14 protein-coding genes are annotated in these 16,139 nt (G+C 70.7%); 11 read left to right on the top strand and 3 right to left on the bottom strand.

Annotated features, from left to right (window positions below; genetic code table 11):
• Positions 1-55: 55 nt before the first annotated feature.
• From ABGB14_RS39195 to ABGB14_RS39155, 9 genes are all read left to right on the top strand, one after another.
• Positions 56-1,198 carry a GNAT family N-acetyltransferase gene (locus ABGB14_RS39195; RefSeq protein ID WP_347648923.1) on the top strand — a complete coding sequence of 381 codons (1,143 nt, stop codon included), beginning with the start codon at positions 56-58 and terminating at the stop codon, positions 1,196-1,198.
• Positions 1,199-1,283: 85 nt separating this feature from the next.
• On the top strand, positions 1,284-1,808 hold the full coding sequence (gene ruvC, locus ABGB14_RS39190) for a crossover junction endodeoxyribonuclease RuvC (protein WP_347648983.1): 525 nt from the start codon (positions 1,284-1,286) through the stop codon (positions 1,806-1,808).
• Between the two features lie 309 nt (positions 1,809-2,117).
• Positions 2,118-2,738 (top strand): Holliday junction branch migration protein RuvA, encoded by a 621-nt coding sequence (gene ruvA / locus ABGB14_RS39185; protein ID WP_347648922.1) that lies wholly within the window; start codon positions 2,118-2,120, stop codon positions 2,736-2,738.
• A 156-nt stretch (positions 2,739-2,894) separates the two neighbouring features.
• Complete coding sequence (gene ruvB / locus ABGB14_RS39180) at positions 2,895-3,926, top strand: Holliday junction branch migration DNA helicase RuvB (protein WP_347648921.1); 1,032 nt, start codon at positions 2,895-2,897, stop codon at positions 3,924-3,926.
• A gap of 211 nt (positions 3,927-4,137) precedes the next feature.
• A complete protein-coding gene (yajC, locus tag ABGB14_RS39175; RefSeq protein ID WP_347648920.1) occupies positions 4,138-4,512 on the top strand; it encodes a preprotein translocase subunit YajC in 375 nt (124 codons plus the stop codon).
• Between the two features lie 91 nt (positions 4,513-4,603).
• Entirely contained in the window at positions 4,604-6,409 is a 1,806-nt protein-coding gene (gene secD / locus ABGB14_RS39170; protein ID WP_347648919.1) for a protein translocase subunit SecD, read from the top strand.
• Between the two features lies 1 nt (position 6,410).
• Positions 6,411-7,406 carry a protein translocase subunit SecF gene (secF, locus tag ABGB14_RS39165; protein ID WP_347648918.1) on the top strand — a complete coding sequence of 332 codons (996 nt, stop codon included), beginning with the start codon at positions 6,411-6,413 and terminating at the stop codon, positions 7,404-7,406.
• Between the two features lie 279 nt (positions 7,407-7,685).
• The gene (locus ABGB14_RS39160; protein WP_347648917.1) at positions 7,686-8,204 is read left to right on the top strand and encodes an adenine phosphoribosyltransferase; all 519 of its coding nucleotides are present in this window, start codon (positions 7,686-7,688) and stop codon (positions 8,202-8,204) included.
• A 187-nt stretch (positions 8,205-8,391) separates the two neighbouring features.
• A complete protein-coding gene (locus tag ABGB14_RS39155; RefSeq protein WP_347621225.1) occupies positions 8,392-10,584 on the top strand; it encodes a bifunctional (p)ppGpp synthetase/guanosine-3',5'-bis(diphosphate) 3'-pyrophosphohydrolase in 2,193 nt (730 codons plus the stop codon).
• A gap of 23 nt (positions 10,585-10,607) precedes the next feature.
• On the opposite strand, the gene ABGB14_RS39150 is transcribed toward ABGB14_RS39155, so the two are convergent.
• The 3 genes from ABGB14_RS39150 to ABGB14_RS39140 form a co-directional block, all read right to left on the bottom strand.
• A complete protein-coding gene (locus tag ABGB14_RS39150; RefSeq protein ID WP_347648916.1) occupies positions 10,608-11,696 on the bottom strand; it encodes a cupin domain-containing protein in 1,089 nt (362 codons plus the stop codon).
• A 76-nt stretch (positions 11,697-11,772) separates the two neighbouring features.
• Positions 11,773-13,002 (bottom strand): DUF349 domain-containing protein, encoded by a 1,230-nt coding sequence (locus tag ABGB14_RS39145; RefSeq protein WP_347648915.1) that lies wholly within the window; start codon positions 13,000-13,002, stop codon positions 11,773-11,775.
• A gap of 62 nt (positions 13,003-13,064) precedes the next feature.
• A complete protein-coding gene (locus tag ABGB14_RS39140) occupies positions 13,065-13,934 on the bottom strand; it encodes a peptidylprolyl isomerase (protein ID WP_347648914.1) in 870 nt (289 codons plus the stop codon).
• A 138-nt stretch (positions 13,935-14,072) separates the two neighbouring features.
• On the opposite strand from ABGB14_RS39140, the gene ABGB14_RS39135 reads away from it, so the two are divergent.
• Entirely contained in the window at positions 14,073-14,753 is a 681-nt protein-coding gene (locus ABGB14_RS39135) for an MBL fold metallo-hydrolase (protein ID WP_347648913.1), read from the top strand.
• Positions 14,753-16,012 carry a histidine--tRNA ligase gene (hisS, locus tag ABGB14_RS39130; RefSeq protein WP_347648912.1) on the top strand — a complete coding sequence of 420 codons (1,260 nt, stop codon included), beginning with the start codon at positions 14,753-14,755 and terminating at the stop codon, positions 16,010-16,012. The genes ABGB14_RS39135 and hisS overlap by 1 nt, the downstream gene beginning before the upstream one ends.
• Positions 16,013-16,139: the final 127 nt, after the last annotated feature.

Here is a 16,139-nt window from a genome sequence, read left to right as displayed (position 1 = left end):
ATCTCACGCTAACCGGTTCGCGAGCGCGTACTCCCGCCGCATAAGTTGGCTGACTGTGGAAATACGCGACCTCACCCCTGAAGACCTCGACGACGTCCTTGACCTTCGCAGACGCGCCTTCGGCCCGCTGTCCGCCTCCGACCGGGACAGGTGGCGCAGGGCGGTGCTCCCATCCCTCGGTGAGGGCCGCTATCTGGGTGCCTTCGACGGCACCAGGCTGGCCGCCGCGGCGCGGCTGCGTCAGTTCACGCAGTGGTGGCACGGCAGGCCGCAGCCGATGGCCGGGATCGCCGGGGTCACCGTGGCGCCGGAGGACCGCGGCCGCGGCTGCGGCAGCACGATCATGCGGGCCGTCGTCGAACGCGGCAGGGCGCTCGGCGACGCGGTCTCCGTGCTCTATCCGGCCACCACCGGCATCTACCGCTCGCTCGGCTATGAGCACGCAGGAGCCCAGCACAGCGTCAGGCTCCCCGCCGAGCTGCTGCGCCAGATCCGGCCGTCCGGCCAGGTCAAGCTGCGCAGGATGGGCCCTGGCGACGCCGGAGAGGTCGTCTCCATCCTGCACCGCGTCCACGGCGCCGCCCGCGCCAGCGGGCCCGTCTCCTGGGACGAGCAGACCTGGAGCCTGTGGCTCGAGAGTGAGGACGACTTCCTCTACGTCGCCGACGACGGTTTCGTGGTCTACCGGTGGCACGGCGAGGACATGCTGGTCGACAGCCTCGTCGCCGGATCGGGGGAGACGCTCAGGGCACTGTGGTCCCTGGTGGGCAGCGCGTCCTCGATCGCGCACGAGGTCGTCGCGCACGTGGCTCCCGACGACCCGGTGTTGTGGCTGCTGCGCGAGCGGACGGTCGAGCAGGTCACGCAGCGGCGGTGGATGTTCAGGGTGCTCGACGTCGCCGCGGCGGCCGAGCGCAGGGGCTACCCGGCGCGCCTTGCCGGCGACGCCGTCGTCACCGTGCACGACCCTCTCGGAGGGGGCGGCACGTGGCGGCTGGAGTTCGCCGGCGGCTCCGCCGCGGTCATCCCGGCCGAGCAGCCCGGGGTGAGGCTCAGCGTGAACGGCCTCTCCGCCCTGTACGCCGGGATCCCGGCGGCCACCCTCCGCCTCAGCGGGCTCATGTCCGGAGATGACCGATACGACGAGACACTCGACGCCGCCTTCGCCGCCAGGCCGTACATGCTCGAGGACTTCTGACGGGCGTTTCCCGGTGCGCGGCCACCGCGGGCGGAGTAGAGTCTCGTGCCGAACAGATGTTCGGCGTACGCGGGAGGGCATGCCGGTGCGGGTGATGGGCGTCGATCCGGGGCTGACCCGGTGCGGTCTGGGCGCCGTCGAAGGGCGTCCGGGCGCGCCGCTGACGCTCGTGGCCGTCGGAGTCGTGCGCACCGGCGCCGACGAGGAGCTCGGGGCCCGGCTCGTGGGCATCGAGGCCGGCATCGAGAAGTGGCTCGACGACGTGCGTCCCGACGCGGTCGCGGTCGAGCGGGTCTTCAGCCAGCACAACGTACGCACCGTCATGGGCACGGCGCAGGCCGCCGGGATCGCGGTGCTGTGCGCGGCCCGGCGCGGGCTGCCCGTGGCGCTGCACACGCCGTCCGAGGTGAAGGCCGCCATCACCGGCAGCGGCACGGCCGACAAGAAGCAGATCGGCGCCATGGTCACGCGGCTGCTGCGGCTCGCCGAGATGCCCAGGCCCGCCGACGCCGCCGACGCGCTCGCACTGGCCATCTGCCACGTCTGGCGCGGCGGCGCCCAGCACCGCCTCGCCGCGGCCCTCGCCAAGGCCAGGAAGGCCGGGCCGTGACGGCGCAGTGGAGCAGCACGGCCCACGGCGCCCCGGAGCGCCGTGCGCCTCGTCCACGCGTCGCCCCCGGGCCGGACGGTCCGGCGGGGGAGCCGGCTTCTCGGGCGCCGGGCCGTCTCCCGCCGCCTCGTGAGGGCGCCGGGGCGGCCGTTTCCACCCGGAGGGCCAGGTGGTCCTGGCGCGGCGGCTCCGGCCGCTTCCTGGGCGGTTCCTGGGGGCGTTCGCGCCACGTGCGGGGCCGGCCTCCGGCAGGCTGGGTCCCGAGGCGGAGGGCAGGGTTGTGATCGGATCCAAGACAGGAGGCGGGTTGTGATCGCGTCGGTGGCGGGGAAGGTGGCGGCGATCGCGCCCGACGGAGCCGTGATCGAGGTCGGCGGCGTCGGGGTTCTCACCCACTGCACCCCCGGCACGCTCGCCACGCTGCGCCTCGGCGAGGAGGCGCGCCTGGCCACGTCGCTCGTCGTGCGCGAGGAGTCCCTCACCCTCTTCGGCTTCGCCACCGACGACGAGCGGGCGGTGTTCGAGTTGCTGCAGACGGCCAGCGGCGTCGGGCCGAAGCTGGCGCTGGCGATGCTGGCCGTGCACACGCCCAACGCGCTGCGGGTGGCCGTGGCCGGCGCCGATCTGAAGGCGCTCACCCAGGTGCCGGGCATCGGGCAGAAGGGGGCCCAGCGCATCGTGCTGGAGCTGAAGGACCGGCTCGGCACGCCGGAGACGGCGGTCGACGCCGCGCTCAACGGCGAGCGGAAGGCCGCGGCCTGGCGCGAGCAGGTGCACTCGGGGCTGGTGGGGCTCGGCTACTCCAGCAAGGACGCCGACGAGGCGATCGCCGCCGTGGAGCCCGAGGCCGACGCCGACCTCGCCGCCGGGCGCCAGCCGCGGGTGGCCACGCTGCTGAAGGCCGCGCTGCGATCGCTGAGCGTGCGATGAGTCATGACGGCGGAGCCGGCGTCACCGCACGCGCCGACGTGGCCTGCCGCACTTTCGATAGGTTGGCCCCTCCGGGTCGCGACGGGCGGTGCCATGCCGGGTCCCGCGGGCTGGATGCGGTGCGCAGGGCCGTCGACGGCGTGAGGAGGTGCCACGGTGAGCTCTGATCGGGAGCTCGTCTCACCCGACGCCGAGGGCGAGGAGCTGCAGATCGAGGCGGCGCTCAGGCCCAAGCGGCTCGGCGAGTTCATCGGCCAGGGCCGGGTGCGCGAGCAGCTCTCCCTCGTGCTCGAAAGTGCTCTGCGCCGGCAGCGGCCACCCGACCACGTGCTGATGAGCGGGTCTCCTGGGCTCGGCAAGACGACCCTGGCGATGATCATCGCGGCCGAGCTGAACGCGCCGCTCCGGATCACCTCGGGTCCGGCTCTCGAACGCGCGGGCGACCTCGCGGCGATCCTGTCGACGCTGGCCGAGGGCGAGGTGCTGTTCATCGACGAGATCCACCGGATGGCCAGGCCCGCCGAGGAGATGCTCTACCTCGCGATGGAGGACTTCCGGGTCGACATCGTCGTCGGCAAGGGCCCGGGGGCCACCGCCATCCCGCTCGACATCGCGCCGTTCACCCTGGTCGGCGCCACGACCAGGGCCGGGCTGCTGCCCGCGCCGCTGCGCGACAGGTTCGGGTTCACCGCCCACATGGACTTCTACGAGGTCGGCGAGCTGGAGCAGGTGCTCTACCGGTCGGCGAGGCTGCTCGGCGTCGGCCTGCCCGACGACGGCGCCCACGAGATCGCCAGGCGGTCGAGGGGCACGCCCCGCATCGCCAACCGGCTGCTGCGGCGGGTGCGCGACTTCGCCGACGTGCGCGCCGACGGGGTGATCGACCGCTCCGTCGCGGCGGCGGCGCTCAACCTTTATGAAGTTGACGCAGAAGGGCTCGACCGGCTCGACAGAGCGGTGCTGGGCGCGCTGCTGAAGAAGTTCGGCGGCGGTCCCGTGGGGTTGTCGACCCTCGCGGTCGCCGTGGGCGAGGAGCCGGAGACGGTCGAAGTGGTGGCCGAGCCGTTCCTCGTACGCCAAGGTCTGCTGGCCAGGACGCCGCGCGGCCGGGTGGCGACCGCGGCCGCGTGGACCCATCTCGGCATGACTCCACCACCGGACGCATTCGGAGCCCCGCTTTTCGACTGATCACAGAACGGTTGCAACCGTTTCAATATGGGAACTTCCCCGCGCGCCGAAACGCTGCTTCGTTGCCGCGTTTCGCGACAAGCGCCTACACTCCGTGGCTTGGCTGGCTGTGTAGGCTGACGGCCCGAGTGGCGCGGTCCGACGCGACGCACGGAATTTCCGGCGCGAGGCCGGTGTCAACTCCTTGTACGACAATGGAAGGTCGCCCCTTATGGACATGGGACAACTCGGAAGCATCCTGCCGCTCATTCTCTTGGTGGTGGTGTTTTACTTCCTGCTGATCCGCCCTCAGCGCAAGCGCCAGCAAGAGGCGATCCGGATGCAGAACTCTCTGACCCCGGGTGCGCGCGTCATGACCACGACGGGCCTGTTCGGCACCGTCGTCGCGGTGGACAATGAGGACGTCGTCCTCGAGGTCGCCCCCGGTGTCGAGACCCGCTGGGTGAAGGCCGCCATCGGCCGCGTCGTCACGCCCGGAGACGCTTCCGCAGGTGACGAGGCCGCGTCCGACGAGGAGGGCAAGAACGAGTCCGAGGCCGCCGTGGATCGCAACGGAGACCAGGACTCCAGCACCAAGCAGTCCTGACTAAGCTCTGCGACAAACCTCTATCTGAAAGAACTGACGACCAGTGGCCCGACCGACCAGCCGCCACAGCCGACCGGGGCGTACGCTCCTGGTGCTCCTGGCGCTCTTCCTCGCCCTGGGCGGGACGATGTTCCTGCAGCAGGCGTACACGCCCAAGCTGGGGCTCGACCTAGCCGGCGGCACGACGGTGACTCTGTCGCCCGTGACCCAGAACAACGCGGCTCCTCCAGAGGAGATCCTTGACCGGGCGGTCAACATCATCCGCGACCGGGTCAACGGCACCGGCATCTCGGACGCGGAGGTCGCCAAGTCCGGCGACAACATCATCATCTCCATTCCGGGTGTCGGGCAGAACGAGGCCATCAAGCTGGTCGCGACCACCGCGGAGCTGCGCTTCCGCCAGGTGCTCGCCATGGAGGCCACGCAGGCCCCGGCAGACCTGGCGACCAACGCGCCGACGCCGAGCGCCTCGCCCTCGGGCGGCAAGTCCGCCGAGCCCTCGGACCCCGCGAGCAAGTCGGGCGATCCCGCGGCCTCCGACCCGGCCAAGCCGAAGGCCTCAGAGCCGGTCAGGCCGCCGGCGTCTCAGCCGGCCGGAGCGCCGCAGCCGAGCACGTCGCCCACGGGCAAGGCGCTGTCGTCGGCGCTGACCGCGCCGACGCCCGGCGCCTCGGCCGAGCCCACGGCCACGCAGAGCCCCAAGGGCCAGGACAAGCGGGGCACCAAGGACGGGAAATCCACGCCCGCGCCGAGCGACGACCCCAGCCAACCCCCGGCGGCGGACCCCAACGCCACGGGCGTCAACACCGAGGGCATCGACCCAGCGGTGCTGGCCCAGTTCAAGAAGCTCAACTGCGCCGACCCCGCCAACCGCGGGCAGGGCGTCCAGGACGACCCCAACAAGCAGTACGCCGGCTGCGAGAGCGACGGCAGCTTCAAGTACGTCCTCGACGTCGCCAAGGTCGTCGGCACCGACATCGACACCGCCTCCGCGGGCGTCCGCCAGGGCACCACCGAGTGGGTCGTCCAACTCGACTTCAAGAGCAAGGGCGCCGGTGAGTGGAGCAAGCTCACCACCGCCGCCTACAACTCCCAGGAACCGCGCAACAAGGTCGCCGTCGTGCTCGACGGCGTCGTCATCACCGCCCCCAACATCATCAGCCCGATCCCGGGCGGCCGGGCGGAGATCACCGGCGGCTTCGACCAGGCCAGCGCCACCACGCTGGCCGACCAGCTCAAATACGGCGCGCTGCCGCTGAAGTTCAACCGCAGCTCCGTCGACACCGTCTCCTCGACCCTGGGCCAGGACCAGCTCGAGGGCGGCCTGATCGCCGGCCTGATCGGCCTGGCCCTCGTCGTCGTCTACTGCCTGCTCTACTACCGCGGCCTCGGCATCGTGGCGGTGCTGAGCCTCGTGGTGGCCACGGTCATCACGTACACGTCCGTGGTGGTGCTCGGGCACAACGCCGGCTTCCGCCTCTCCCTGCCGCACATCATCGGCCTGGTGGTCTCCATCGGCATCACCGCCGACTCCTTCATCGTCTACTTCGAACGCATCCGTGACGAGATGAAGGAAGGACGGCGCACGCTCCGCTCGGCCGTCGAGGTGGCCTGGGTCCGTGCCAGGCGGACGATCCTGATCGCCGACGCCGTCATGTTCATCGCCGCCATCGTGCTGTATTTCCTCGCGGTTGGCGGTGTCGCCGGATTCGCGTTCGCGATGGGCCTGACCACGCTGATCGACGTCGTGGTGGTGTTCCTGTTCACCAAGCCGTTCATCGCTTCGCTGGCGAGGGTGAAGTTCTTCGCCAAGGGGCACCCGCTGTCCGGCCTCGACGCCGAGCGTATGAGCGAGGTCGGCTCGACCGGCCGCACGACCACTCCGCAGGAGGCCTGAGATGGGACTGGGGCGTCGCCTCTACCGCGGCGAGATCGACGTTGACTTCGTCGGCAAATGGCGGCTGTGGTACAGCCTGTCCGGCCTGCTGCTCGCCGTCTCGCTGGCCGGGCTGCTCGTCAACGGGCTCAACCTGGGCGTGGAGTTCAAGGGCGGCACGATTTTCTCGTTCAAGTCCTCGCAGACCACGGTCGAGCAGGTGCGTGAGTCCGTGCTCGACCAGGGCGTGCACCAGGTGATCGTCCAGCAGGCGGGCACGGACGGCTGGCGGGCCACCACCGAGAGCCTGCCGGAGGACACCCGGGCCCAGGTGCAGAGCGAGATCGCCAAGGACTTCGGGGTCCCGCTCGACCAGGTGAGCATCCAGGCCATCGGTCCGTCCTGGGGCGGTGAGGTCTCCCAGAAGGCCTGGATCGGCCTGGGCGTGTTCATGCTGGCGATCATCCTCTACCTGTCGATGGCGTTCGAGCCGAAGATGGCGCTGGCCGCGATCGTCGCGCTCATCCACGACCTCGTCATCACGGCCGGCATCTACGCCTGGTCGGGCTTCGAGGTCACGCCGGCGACGCTGCTGGGCTTCCTGACCATCCTCGGTTACTCGCTCTACGACGCCGTCGTGGTGTTCGACATGATCAAGGAGGTCACGGCCAAGCTGGGGCACACGTCCAAGCAGACCTACTCGATGGCCGCCAACGACGCGCTCAACCACACGCTGATCCGATCGCTGAACACCTCGCTGGTCGCGATCCTGCCGGTGGCGGCGATCCTGTTCATCGGCACCACGGTGCTCGGCGCCGGCACGCTGAAGGACCTGTCGCTGTCGCTGTTCGTCGGCATGGTCGTCGGCACCTACTCCTCGTTGTGCGTGGCCACGCCGCTGCTGGTGACGCTGAAGGAGCGCGAGCCGAAATACCAGGCCATCGCCAAGCGGCTGGCCTCCACGGGCGGCGCCAGGGGAACGAAGAACTCCAAGAAGGCCGCGGCGGCGAAGGGATAGCTGCCCACCGCCTTTCGTGACGCCCTCGCCCGGCATCGGGCGAGGGCGCGGTCGTGTCCCCGGGCCTCGTGAGCGACCCGGCGCGGCCTTGAGAGCGCTCCTGGCGAGGGCGTACGGCCGTTGCGCGGAAGGGCACCACGGCCGTCGTCATGCCGCCAGGAACGCTCTGAGGCGCGCAGGGGTGCGTACGGAGGGCCGGTGTGAGGAGGTCCGGCCAGGGCCCGCTATGCACCATCATGGAGCGCGGCAGACGGCCGGTGAGGAATGCGAGGAAACACCATGAGCGAGCTGGACACATTGATCCTGGAGCGGATCAGGGACGTTCCCGACTACCCGAAGCAGGGCGTCCTGTTCAAGGACATCACCCCGCTCCTGGCCGATCCCGTGGCGATGGCCGCCGTGGTGGACGAGCTGGCCGGGTTGCACCAGGTCGACAAGATCGTGGGGATCGAGGCACGCGGGTTCATCCTCGCCGCTCCGGTGGCGTACCGCGCGGGCGCCGGGTTCGTGCCGGTGCGCAAGAAGGGGAAACTGCCCGCCGAAACCCTCGAGGAGTCCTACGATCTGGAGTACGGCTCCGCGAGCATCGAGGTCCACCGTGACGCCCTCGCGTCCGGCGAGCGGGTTCTCATCGTCGACGACGTGCTGGCCACGGGCGGCACCGCCGCGGCGGCCGTGGAACTGGTCAGGCGGACGGGAGCCGAGGTGGCCGGTGTGGCGGTGCTGATGGAGCTGGCGTTCCTGCACGGACGTGAGCGGCTGACGGGGGTGCCGTTGCATTCGCTCGTGATCGTGTGAACCGCCCCGCGACTGCTCAAGTTGGCTGCCTGGATACACTTGGGGGATCTGGACTCGAACGTGAGGAGTCATTGCGTGAGGAGTCTGTGTGCCCCGTGATGTGGTCGCGCCTGACGTAACCGAATCCGGCAACGCCGAAGCGCCCGGCGTTCCGGCGGTGCGCCGAAGGCGGTTTGGGGGTGGGGCCATGAACCCGGTGCTGGAGCCGTTGTTCCGTACGGTCCGCGCCACCCACCCCAAGGCCGACCTGCGTCTGATCGAGCGTGCCTACGATGTCGCGGCCTACCACCACCGTGACCAGAAGCGGAAGTCGGGCGACCCCTACATCACCCACCCGCTGGCGGTGGCGACGATCCTGGCCGAGCTCGGCACCGACGACGAGACCCTGTGCGCGGCGCTGCTGCACGACACGGTGGAGGACACCGCCTACAGCCTCGACGAGCTCCGCGGCGACTTCGGCGAGACGATAGCCTCCCTGGTCGACGGCGTCACCAAGCTCGACAAGGTCAAGTTCGGCGACGCGGCGCAGGCCGAGACCGTGCGCAAGATGGTCGTCGCCATGTCGCGCGACATCCGCGTGCTGATCATCAAGCTGGCCGACCGGCTGCACAACATGCGCACCATGCGCTACCTGCCCGAGCACAAGCGCCACCAGAAGTCGCGCGAGACGCTGGAGATCTTCGCCCCGCTGGCCCACCGCCTGGGCATGAACACCATCAAGTGGGAGCTCGAAGACCTGGCCTTCGCCATGCTCTATCCCAAGCGCTACGACGAGATCGCGCGCATGGTGTCGGAGCGGGCGCCGCGCAGAGACCTCTTTCTGCAGGAGGTCATCGAGAAGGTCTCCGGCGACCTGCGCGAGGCGAAGATCCGCGCCGTGGTCAAGGGCCGGCCGAAGCACTATTACTCGGTCTACCAGAAGATGATCGCCAGGGACGTGGCGTTCGACGACATCTATGACCTGGTGGGCATCCGCGTGCTGGTCGACAGCGTGCGCGACTGCTACGCCGCCCTCGGCACGATCCACGCCCGGTGGAACCCGGTGCCGGGGCGGTTCAAGGACTACATCGCGATGCCCAAGTTCAACATGTACCAATCGCTGCACACGACGGTGATCGGTCCCGAGGGCAAGCCGGTGGAGCTGCAGATCCGCACCCACGCGATGCACCACAGGGCCGAATACGGCGTGGCCGCCCACTGGAAGTACAAGGAGGAGGTCGGCAGCCCCGGCCCTCCCGGCAAGGTCAAGCCGGGCAGCGACATGGCCTGGTTGCGCCAGCTTCTCGACTGGCAGAAGGAGACCTCCGACCCGGGCGAGTTCCTCGAGTCGCTGCGGTTCGACCTGTCGGTGTCGGAGGTCTACGTCTTCACCCCGAAGGGGCAGGTCATCGCGCTGCCCGAGGGGGCGACGCCGGTCGACTTCGCCTACGCCGTGCACACCGAGGTGGGTCATCGCTGCATCGGCGCGCGGGTCAACGGGCGCCTGGTGCCGCTGGAGTCGCGGCTCGGCAACGGCGACACGGTGGAGATCTTCACCTCGAAGTCGCCCGACGCCGGCCCCTCGCGTGACTGGCTGAAGTTCGTCAAGTCCGGCCGGGCCCGCAACAAGATCAGGCAGTGGTTCTCCAAGGAGCGCCGCGAGACCGCGATCGAGGCCGGCAAGGAGGCCATCGGGCGGGCCATGCGCAAGCAGGGCCTGCCGCTGCAGCGGCTGATGTCGGGTGAGGCGCTGCTGGCCCTGGCCCGCGACCTGCGCTATCCCGACGTGTCCGCCCTCTACGCGGCCGTGGGCGAGGGCCACGTCGCGGCCCAGAACGTCGTGCAGAAGCTCGTGGCCTCGATCGGCGGCGTCGACAGCGCGGAGGAGGACATCGCCGAGACCTCGCTGCCGACCCGGCTGCGCGGCCGTCCCCGGGGCGGTGGCGGCGCGGGCGTGGTCGTCGCGGGCGACGCCGACGTGTGGGTACGCCTGTCGAAGTGCTGCACCCCGGTGCCCGGCGACGAGATCGTCGGCTTCGTCACCCGCGGCCACGGCGTGTCGGTGCACCGCGGCGACTGCACCAACGTGCAGCAGCTCAAGGCGCAGCCCGACCGGCTGGTGGAGGTCAGCTGGTCGCCGAGCGACGACAGCGTCTTCCTGGTGGCCATCCAGGTCGAGGCGCTCGACCGGCCGCGCCTGCTGTCCGACGTCACGCGGACGCTCTCCGACCAGCACGTCAACATCCTCAGCGCCTCGGTGACGACCTCGCGCGACCGGGTGGCGGTCAGCAAGTTCACGTTCGAGATGGGCGACCCCAAGCACCTGGGGCACGTGCTGAAGGCCGTACGCGGCATCCAGGGCGTCTTCGACGTCTACCGGGTGAGCGGCGCGGGCGGCTGAGCCGGCACCGTCGGATGGGGCGGTCAGCCCGCCAGGCCGGGCAGGTTGACCACGATCGCCTCCTGGGTGCTGCGGGCGATCACCACCACCGCCTCCTGCGACGGGTCCGGATTCTCCTCCCGGTGGGGCACGTACGGCGGAACGTAGATGTAGTCGCCGGGCCCCGCCTCGATGCGCACCTCCTCGGCGTCCTCCAGGAAGACGAACGCCGGCGTGCCGCTGACCACGTAGATGGCCGTCTCGGACGCCCCGTGGTGGTGGTCGGACGAGCGGGTGGCGGGCGCGACGTGCGTCTGGCCCATCCACAACCGCGTGGAGCCGGCCGTGGCGCCGCTGATGGCGGCCAGCCGTCGCATGCCGGAGCTCTGCGCCGTGTCGCCCGAGAGCCTTCCGGCGGGCACGTGACGCAGCGGCTGGTGGAACGGGTCGCCCTCGGCCCGGTAGCCCTCCCAGAGCCGCCCTCCGGCCCGTTCCAGCACGCCTGAGGCGACGGCGGCCAGGCGTACGGGGTCGTCGTGCGCGGCGAGCAGCTCGCCGGCCAGCTCGGGGTCGTGCGCGCGCAGCTCGCGCAGCAGCCACTTGCCGCTTCCCTGCCACCTGCGCCCCACGCCCAGCGCGGTCCTGGCGGCCTCCTGGACCACCTCCCAGCGGATGAACGCCTGCTCGCCGGCGTCGGTGACGCCCGCCAGGTCGTCGAGCAGGTCGGACAGCACGTAGCGGGCCCGCTCGGCCTGGTCGGGCGTCAGCCCGCCGGGGCCCGCGGCCAGGCGCTCGCCGAGCGCGCTCTGCAGGTCGCTGGCCCGCCCGCCCGTCCTGTCGGCCAGCACCGCGCCCTCCGCGCACATGCGCGCCAGGCTCGGCCTGCGCCTGCCGAAGTCCTTGTCGAAGTAGGCGTGCAGGCTGGTCTCGCTGTGCACGAACATCTCCACCGGCCACCCGCGCCAGCGCAGCGACTCGCGGTAGGGGGCGGCCAGGCCGTCGAGCACCACCACGACGTCGAGATCGGAGGTGCTGGTGCGGCGCTCGGTGAGCACGCTGCCGCCGACGAAGGCGTACAGCGCCCCCGGGAACATCTCCTCGACCAGGGCGCGCGCGTCGGTGACGGGATCCATGGCGTCAGCCTAGATCCCAGGTGCCGGCGCGCGCCGCCCGATTCGGACTCCTGCTCCGCGGGGGACGCGGCTCAGCTCAGCTGAACTCGGCCAGCGTGCGTTCGGCCTCCTCCAGCCACGACCGGCGGGCGGTCAGCGCCTCCTCGGCCTCCTTGACGTCCTTGGCGCGACCGGCGGCCTGCGCCTTGGACAGCCGCTTCTCCAGCTGGTCGATGGAGGTGCGCAACTGGTCGACCGTGCTCTGGGCGCGGGCCCTCGCCTCGGGGTTGGAGCGCTTCCACTCGGCGTCCTCGGCCTTGCGCACCGCGTCGTCGACCTTGCGCAGCCCGCCTTCGAGCCGGTCGCGCTGGTCGCGCGGCACGGGGCCGGCGGCCTCCCAGCGCTCCAGGATGTGCCGCAGCGCCGCCCTGGCCGTGCGTGCGTCGGTGACGGGGAGGATCTTCTCCGCCTCGGTGAGCAGCTGCTCCTTGACCGTGGCGTTGGCCGCGAGCGAGGCGTCACGCTCGGCGAACACGGCGGAACGGGCCTGGAAGAACTGGTCCTGGGCGCCCTTGAAGCGGGCCCAGAGCTCGTCCTCCGCTTCGCGCGAGGCCCGGCCGGCGCTCTTCCACTGTTGCATCAGGTCGCGGTAGATCGCCGCGGTGCCGCCCCAGTCGGTCGAGTCGGACAGCGCCTCGGCCTCGGCGACGATGCGCTCCTTGGCCGCGCGCACCTCCTCGCGCTGCTCGTCGAGCCCCGCGAAGTACTGCTTGCGGCGCTTGGCGAACGCCGTGCGCGCGGCCGACAGCCGCTTCCACAGCGCGGCCTCCGTGACCCGGTCGATGCGGTCGGCGGCCTTCCACTCCTCGATGAGCTGGCGCAGCCGCTCACCGCCGGACTTCCAGTGGGTGGTCTCGTCGGCGATGCGCTCGGCCTCGGCGACGATGCGTTCCTTGACCGCCCTGGCCTCGGCCCGCGCCTGCTCGCGAGCGGCCTTGACCTCCTCGCGGCGCTGGGCGACCAGCTCCGTCAGGCCGTCGAGCCTGGCCGTCAGCGCGGCGAGGTCGCCGATCGCGTGGGCGTCGGCGACGGCCTCGCGCAGCTTGACGATGCTCGCCTCGGCCTGTGCCGGAGCCAGGTCGGTGCTCCTGACGCGCTGTTCGAGCAGCTGGACCTGGCCGGCCAGCTCGTCGTACTTGCGATGGAAGTAGGCCAGTGCCTCTTCGGGTTCACCGGCCTGCCAGGACCCGACGGCTCGCTCTCCCTCAGCCGTACGCACGTAGACGGTGCCGTCGTCGTCTACCCGGCCCCACGGGTCGGTGCTCACCGTGTCCTCCCGCACTATCCATCAGACCCTTCGGGACTACTTCGTCCCTAGTTTGTATTACGTCAGCTCTTGCCGGCGAATGTCACGTCTTTGATTTCGACGCTTTGCTTCGGCGCTCCGGTCCCGTCTCCCGCGTCTGCGACGACGCCTGCTTTGTTCACCTTGTCCAGGATGTCCAGCCCCTTGGTGATCGTACCCACCGGCGTGTATTGCGGGGGGAGGTTGATGTCTCCGAAAACCAGGAAGAACTGGCTGCCCGTGGTGCCGGGCGCCTGGGTCTTGGCCATCGCCATCACACCCCGCTTGTACGCGGCACCCTCCAGGTTCTCCTCGGCCATGACGTAGCCGGGGCCGCCCGAGCCGTCCTGGCTCTTGCCGTCGGCCTTGGCGAACGGGTCGCCGCACTGCAGCATCGGGAACTGGTCGCTGCCCAGCCGGTGGCACTTGCTGCCGTCGTAGTAGTTCTTCTTGGCCAGGTGCTCGAGCGAGTTGGTCGTGCACGGCGCCTTGGCGTTGTCGAGTTCGATCACGATGTCGCCGCGGTTGGTCTCGAACGTCATCGTCTTCGTCGCCGGTTTGGTCTTCACCTTCTTCGGCGGCATGCCGACGTCCTTGACCTGACCGCCGGTCTTGTCGGCGGCGTAGTCGCACGTGCCCGCCGCCGCGTCGTAGGGCTTGGGCCCCGTGGACTCCGCCGCCGAGGCGGTGTCCTGGGGCGCCGCCGTGGGGGACGCGGCCGCGTCCGTCGGCGTGTCACCGCCGCCCATGAACGCGATCGCGGCCACGATGCCGCCGACCACGACCACCACGCCCACGGTGGAGCCGATGATCGCCGTGCGCCTGGCCTTCTGCTCGCGCTCGAGACGGCGCTGCATCTGCCGCTCGTAGTGCTCACGCGCCAGCTGCTTCTGCCGGTCCTTCCCCGTGGCCACCGCTTTGCCTCCCATAGTGAATCAACTGAGGTGGGCGAATCGTATCGGCCAACGGGTAATGATTCGCAGCCCGGCGACCCGCACCGGTACCCTTCGGTTACATTCCCATTGGCTTTTCGACGAGATCACCTGAGGCAGATGCTCATCGCCGGCTTCCCCGCAGGGGCCTTCCAGACCAATTGTTACGTCGTCGCGCCTGCCGCCGGCGAGGAGTGCGTGATCGTCGATCCAGGCCAGGACGCGACCGAGGGCGTCGACGAGCTGCTGCGCGAGCACCGGCTCAAGCCCGTCGCGGTCCTGCTCACCCACGGCCACCTCGACCACGTGTGGTCGGTGGCCCCGGTCTGCGGCGCGCGTGACGTCCCCGCGTGGATCCACCCCGACGACCGCCACCTGCTCAGCGACCCCGCCGCCGGCTGGTCCGACACGAGCGCCCAGCTGTTCGGGGGCCTGACGCTGAGCGAGCCCGACGACGTGCGCGAGCTGTCCGACGGCGCCGTGCTCCGGCTCGCCGGCCTCGAGCTCGTGGTCGACCACACCCCGGGCCATACCAGGGGGTCGGTGAGCTTCCGGTCGCCGGGCGACGAGGTCATGTTCTCGGGCGACCTGCTGTTCGCCGGCTCCGTCGGCCGCTCTGACCTTCCCGGCGGCGACTACGCCACCATTCTGCGCAGCCTGGCTACCAAGTGTCTGCCGCTGCCGGACGATACGGTCGTCCTGCCGGGCCACGGACCACAGACAACGATGGGCCGCGAGCGCGCCGTCAATCCGTACCTGAAAGAGGCGGCGCCGCACGCCGGTCCCACACGAGGGATCTAATGAGCTTCCAAGCACCGAAAGGCACCTTCGACTGGCTGCCTCCCCGCTCCGAGCGGGTTCTCGCCGTGCGCGAGGCCCTCGCCGCGCCGCTGCGCGGGGCGGGCTACGGCTACATCGAGACGCCTGTCTTCGAGGACACCCAGCTGTTCGCCAGGGGCGTAGGCGAGTCGACCGACATCGTCTCCAAGGAGATGTACACCTTCCCCGACAAGGCGGGCCGTTCCCTGACGCTGCGCCCCGAGGGCACGGCCTCCGTCGTGCGCGCGGTGCTGCAGCACAACCTGCACACCGGCCAGCTCCCCGTGAAGGTGTGGTATTCCGGCAGCCAGTTCCGCTACGAGCGCGCCCAGAAGGGCCGCTACCGCCACTTCTGGCAGGTGGGCGCCGAGGCCCTCGGGTCGGAGGACCCGGCGCTCGACGCCGAGCTCATCCTGCTCGGCGCCCGCGGGTTCGCCTCGCTCGGCCTCAAGAACGTCACGCTGCTGCTCAACTCGCTCGGCGACAAGGTCTGCAGGCCCGCCTACCGGGCGGCGCTGCAGGAGTTCCTGCGCGGCCTCGACCTCGACGCCGACACCAGGGCCCGCATCGAGATCAACCCGCTGCGGGTGCTCGACGACAAGCGCCCCGAGGTCCAGGCCCAGCTCACCGGCGCGCCCCTGGTGGTCGACCACCTGTGCGCGGCCTGCAAGGCCTACCACGAGGAGGTCCGTTCCCTGCTGGCCGCGTCCGGGGTCGCGTTCGACGACGACCCGCGGCTGGTGCGGGGGCTCGACTACTACACGCGCACCACGTTCGAGTTCGTCCACGGCGGGCTCGGCTCCCAGTCGGCCGTCGGGGGCGGCGGGCGTTACGACGGGCTGAGCGAGATGCTCGACGGCCCGCCGCTGCCCGGCGTCGGGTGGGCGCTCGGGGTCGACCGCACCTTCCTGGCCATGGAGGCCGAAGGGCTGCTGGACGACCACGCGCAGTCGCGCGTCCAGGTGTACGGTGTCCCGCTGGGCGAGGAGGCCCGCCGCCGGATGTTCCTGATCGTCAGCGAGTTGCGCGCGGCGGGCGTCAGCGCCGACATGGCCTTCGGCGGCAAGGGGCTCAAGGGCGCGATGAAGGGTGCCGACCGCTCGGGTGCCGGGTTCGCGCTGATCCTGGGCGAGCGTGACCTCGCGGCCGAGGTCGTGCAGGTGAAGAACCTGACCGACGCCGAGCAGACCGAGGTGCCGCTGGCCCAGGTCGTCGACGTTCTGAAGGGGAAGGTGCAGTGACCGGCCGGGTCGTCGCCGTCGCATCGTCGTCTCTCCTGCCCGTGCGAAGGGAAGGCGCGGTGATCCGCCGGCCGGCACGTGCCGGGTCGCCTCCGTCCGTTCGCCTCTTCCATCCGTGTGAAGGGAA

The sequence above is a fragment of the Nonomuraea sp. B10E15 genome, assembly GCF_039871615.1.
Classification (GTDB): Bacteria; Actinomycetota; Actinomycetes; order Streptosporangiales; family Streptosporangiaceae; genus Nonomuraea.
Note: the sequence above shows the minus strand (reverse complement) of the source record. Positions and strands in the feature narration are given on the sequence as shown.

Excerpts from the sequence above, each read along its gene's own strand:
- yajC (WP_347648920.1), top strand. The coding sequence starts at position 4,138 with ATGGACATGGGACAACTCGGAAGCATCCTGCCGCTCATTCTCTTGGTG.
- secF (WP_347648918.1), top strand. The coding sequence starts at position 6,411 with ATGGGACTGGGGCGTCGCCTCTACCGCGGCGAGATCGACGTTGACTTC.
- ABGB14_RS39160 (WP_347648917.1), top strand. The coding sequence starts at position 7,686 with ATGAGCGAGCTGGACACATTGATCCTGGAGCGGATCAGGGACGTTCCC.
- ABGB14_RS39155 (WP_347621225.1), top strand. The coding sequence starts at position 8,392 with ATGAACCCGGTGCTGGAGCCGTTGTTCCGTACGGTCCGCGCCACCCAC.
- ABGB14_RS39150 (WP_347648916.1), bottom strand. The coding sequence starts at position 11,696 with ATGGATCCCGTCACCGACGCGCGCGCCCTGGTCGAGGAGATGTTCCCG.
- ABGB14_RS39135 (WP_347648913.1), top strand. The coding sequence starts at position 14,073 with ATGCTCATCGCCGGCTTCCCCGCAGGGGCCTTCCAGACCAATTGTTAC.
- hisS (WP_347648912.1), top strand. The coding sequence starts at position 14,753 with ATGAGCTTCCAAGCACCGAAAGGCACCTTCGACTGGCTGCCTCCCCGC.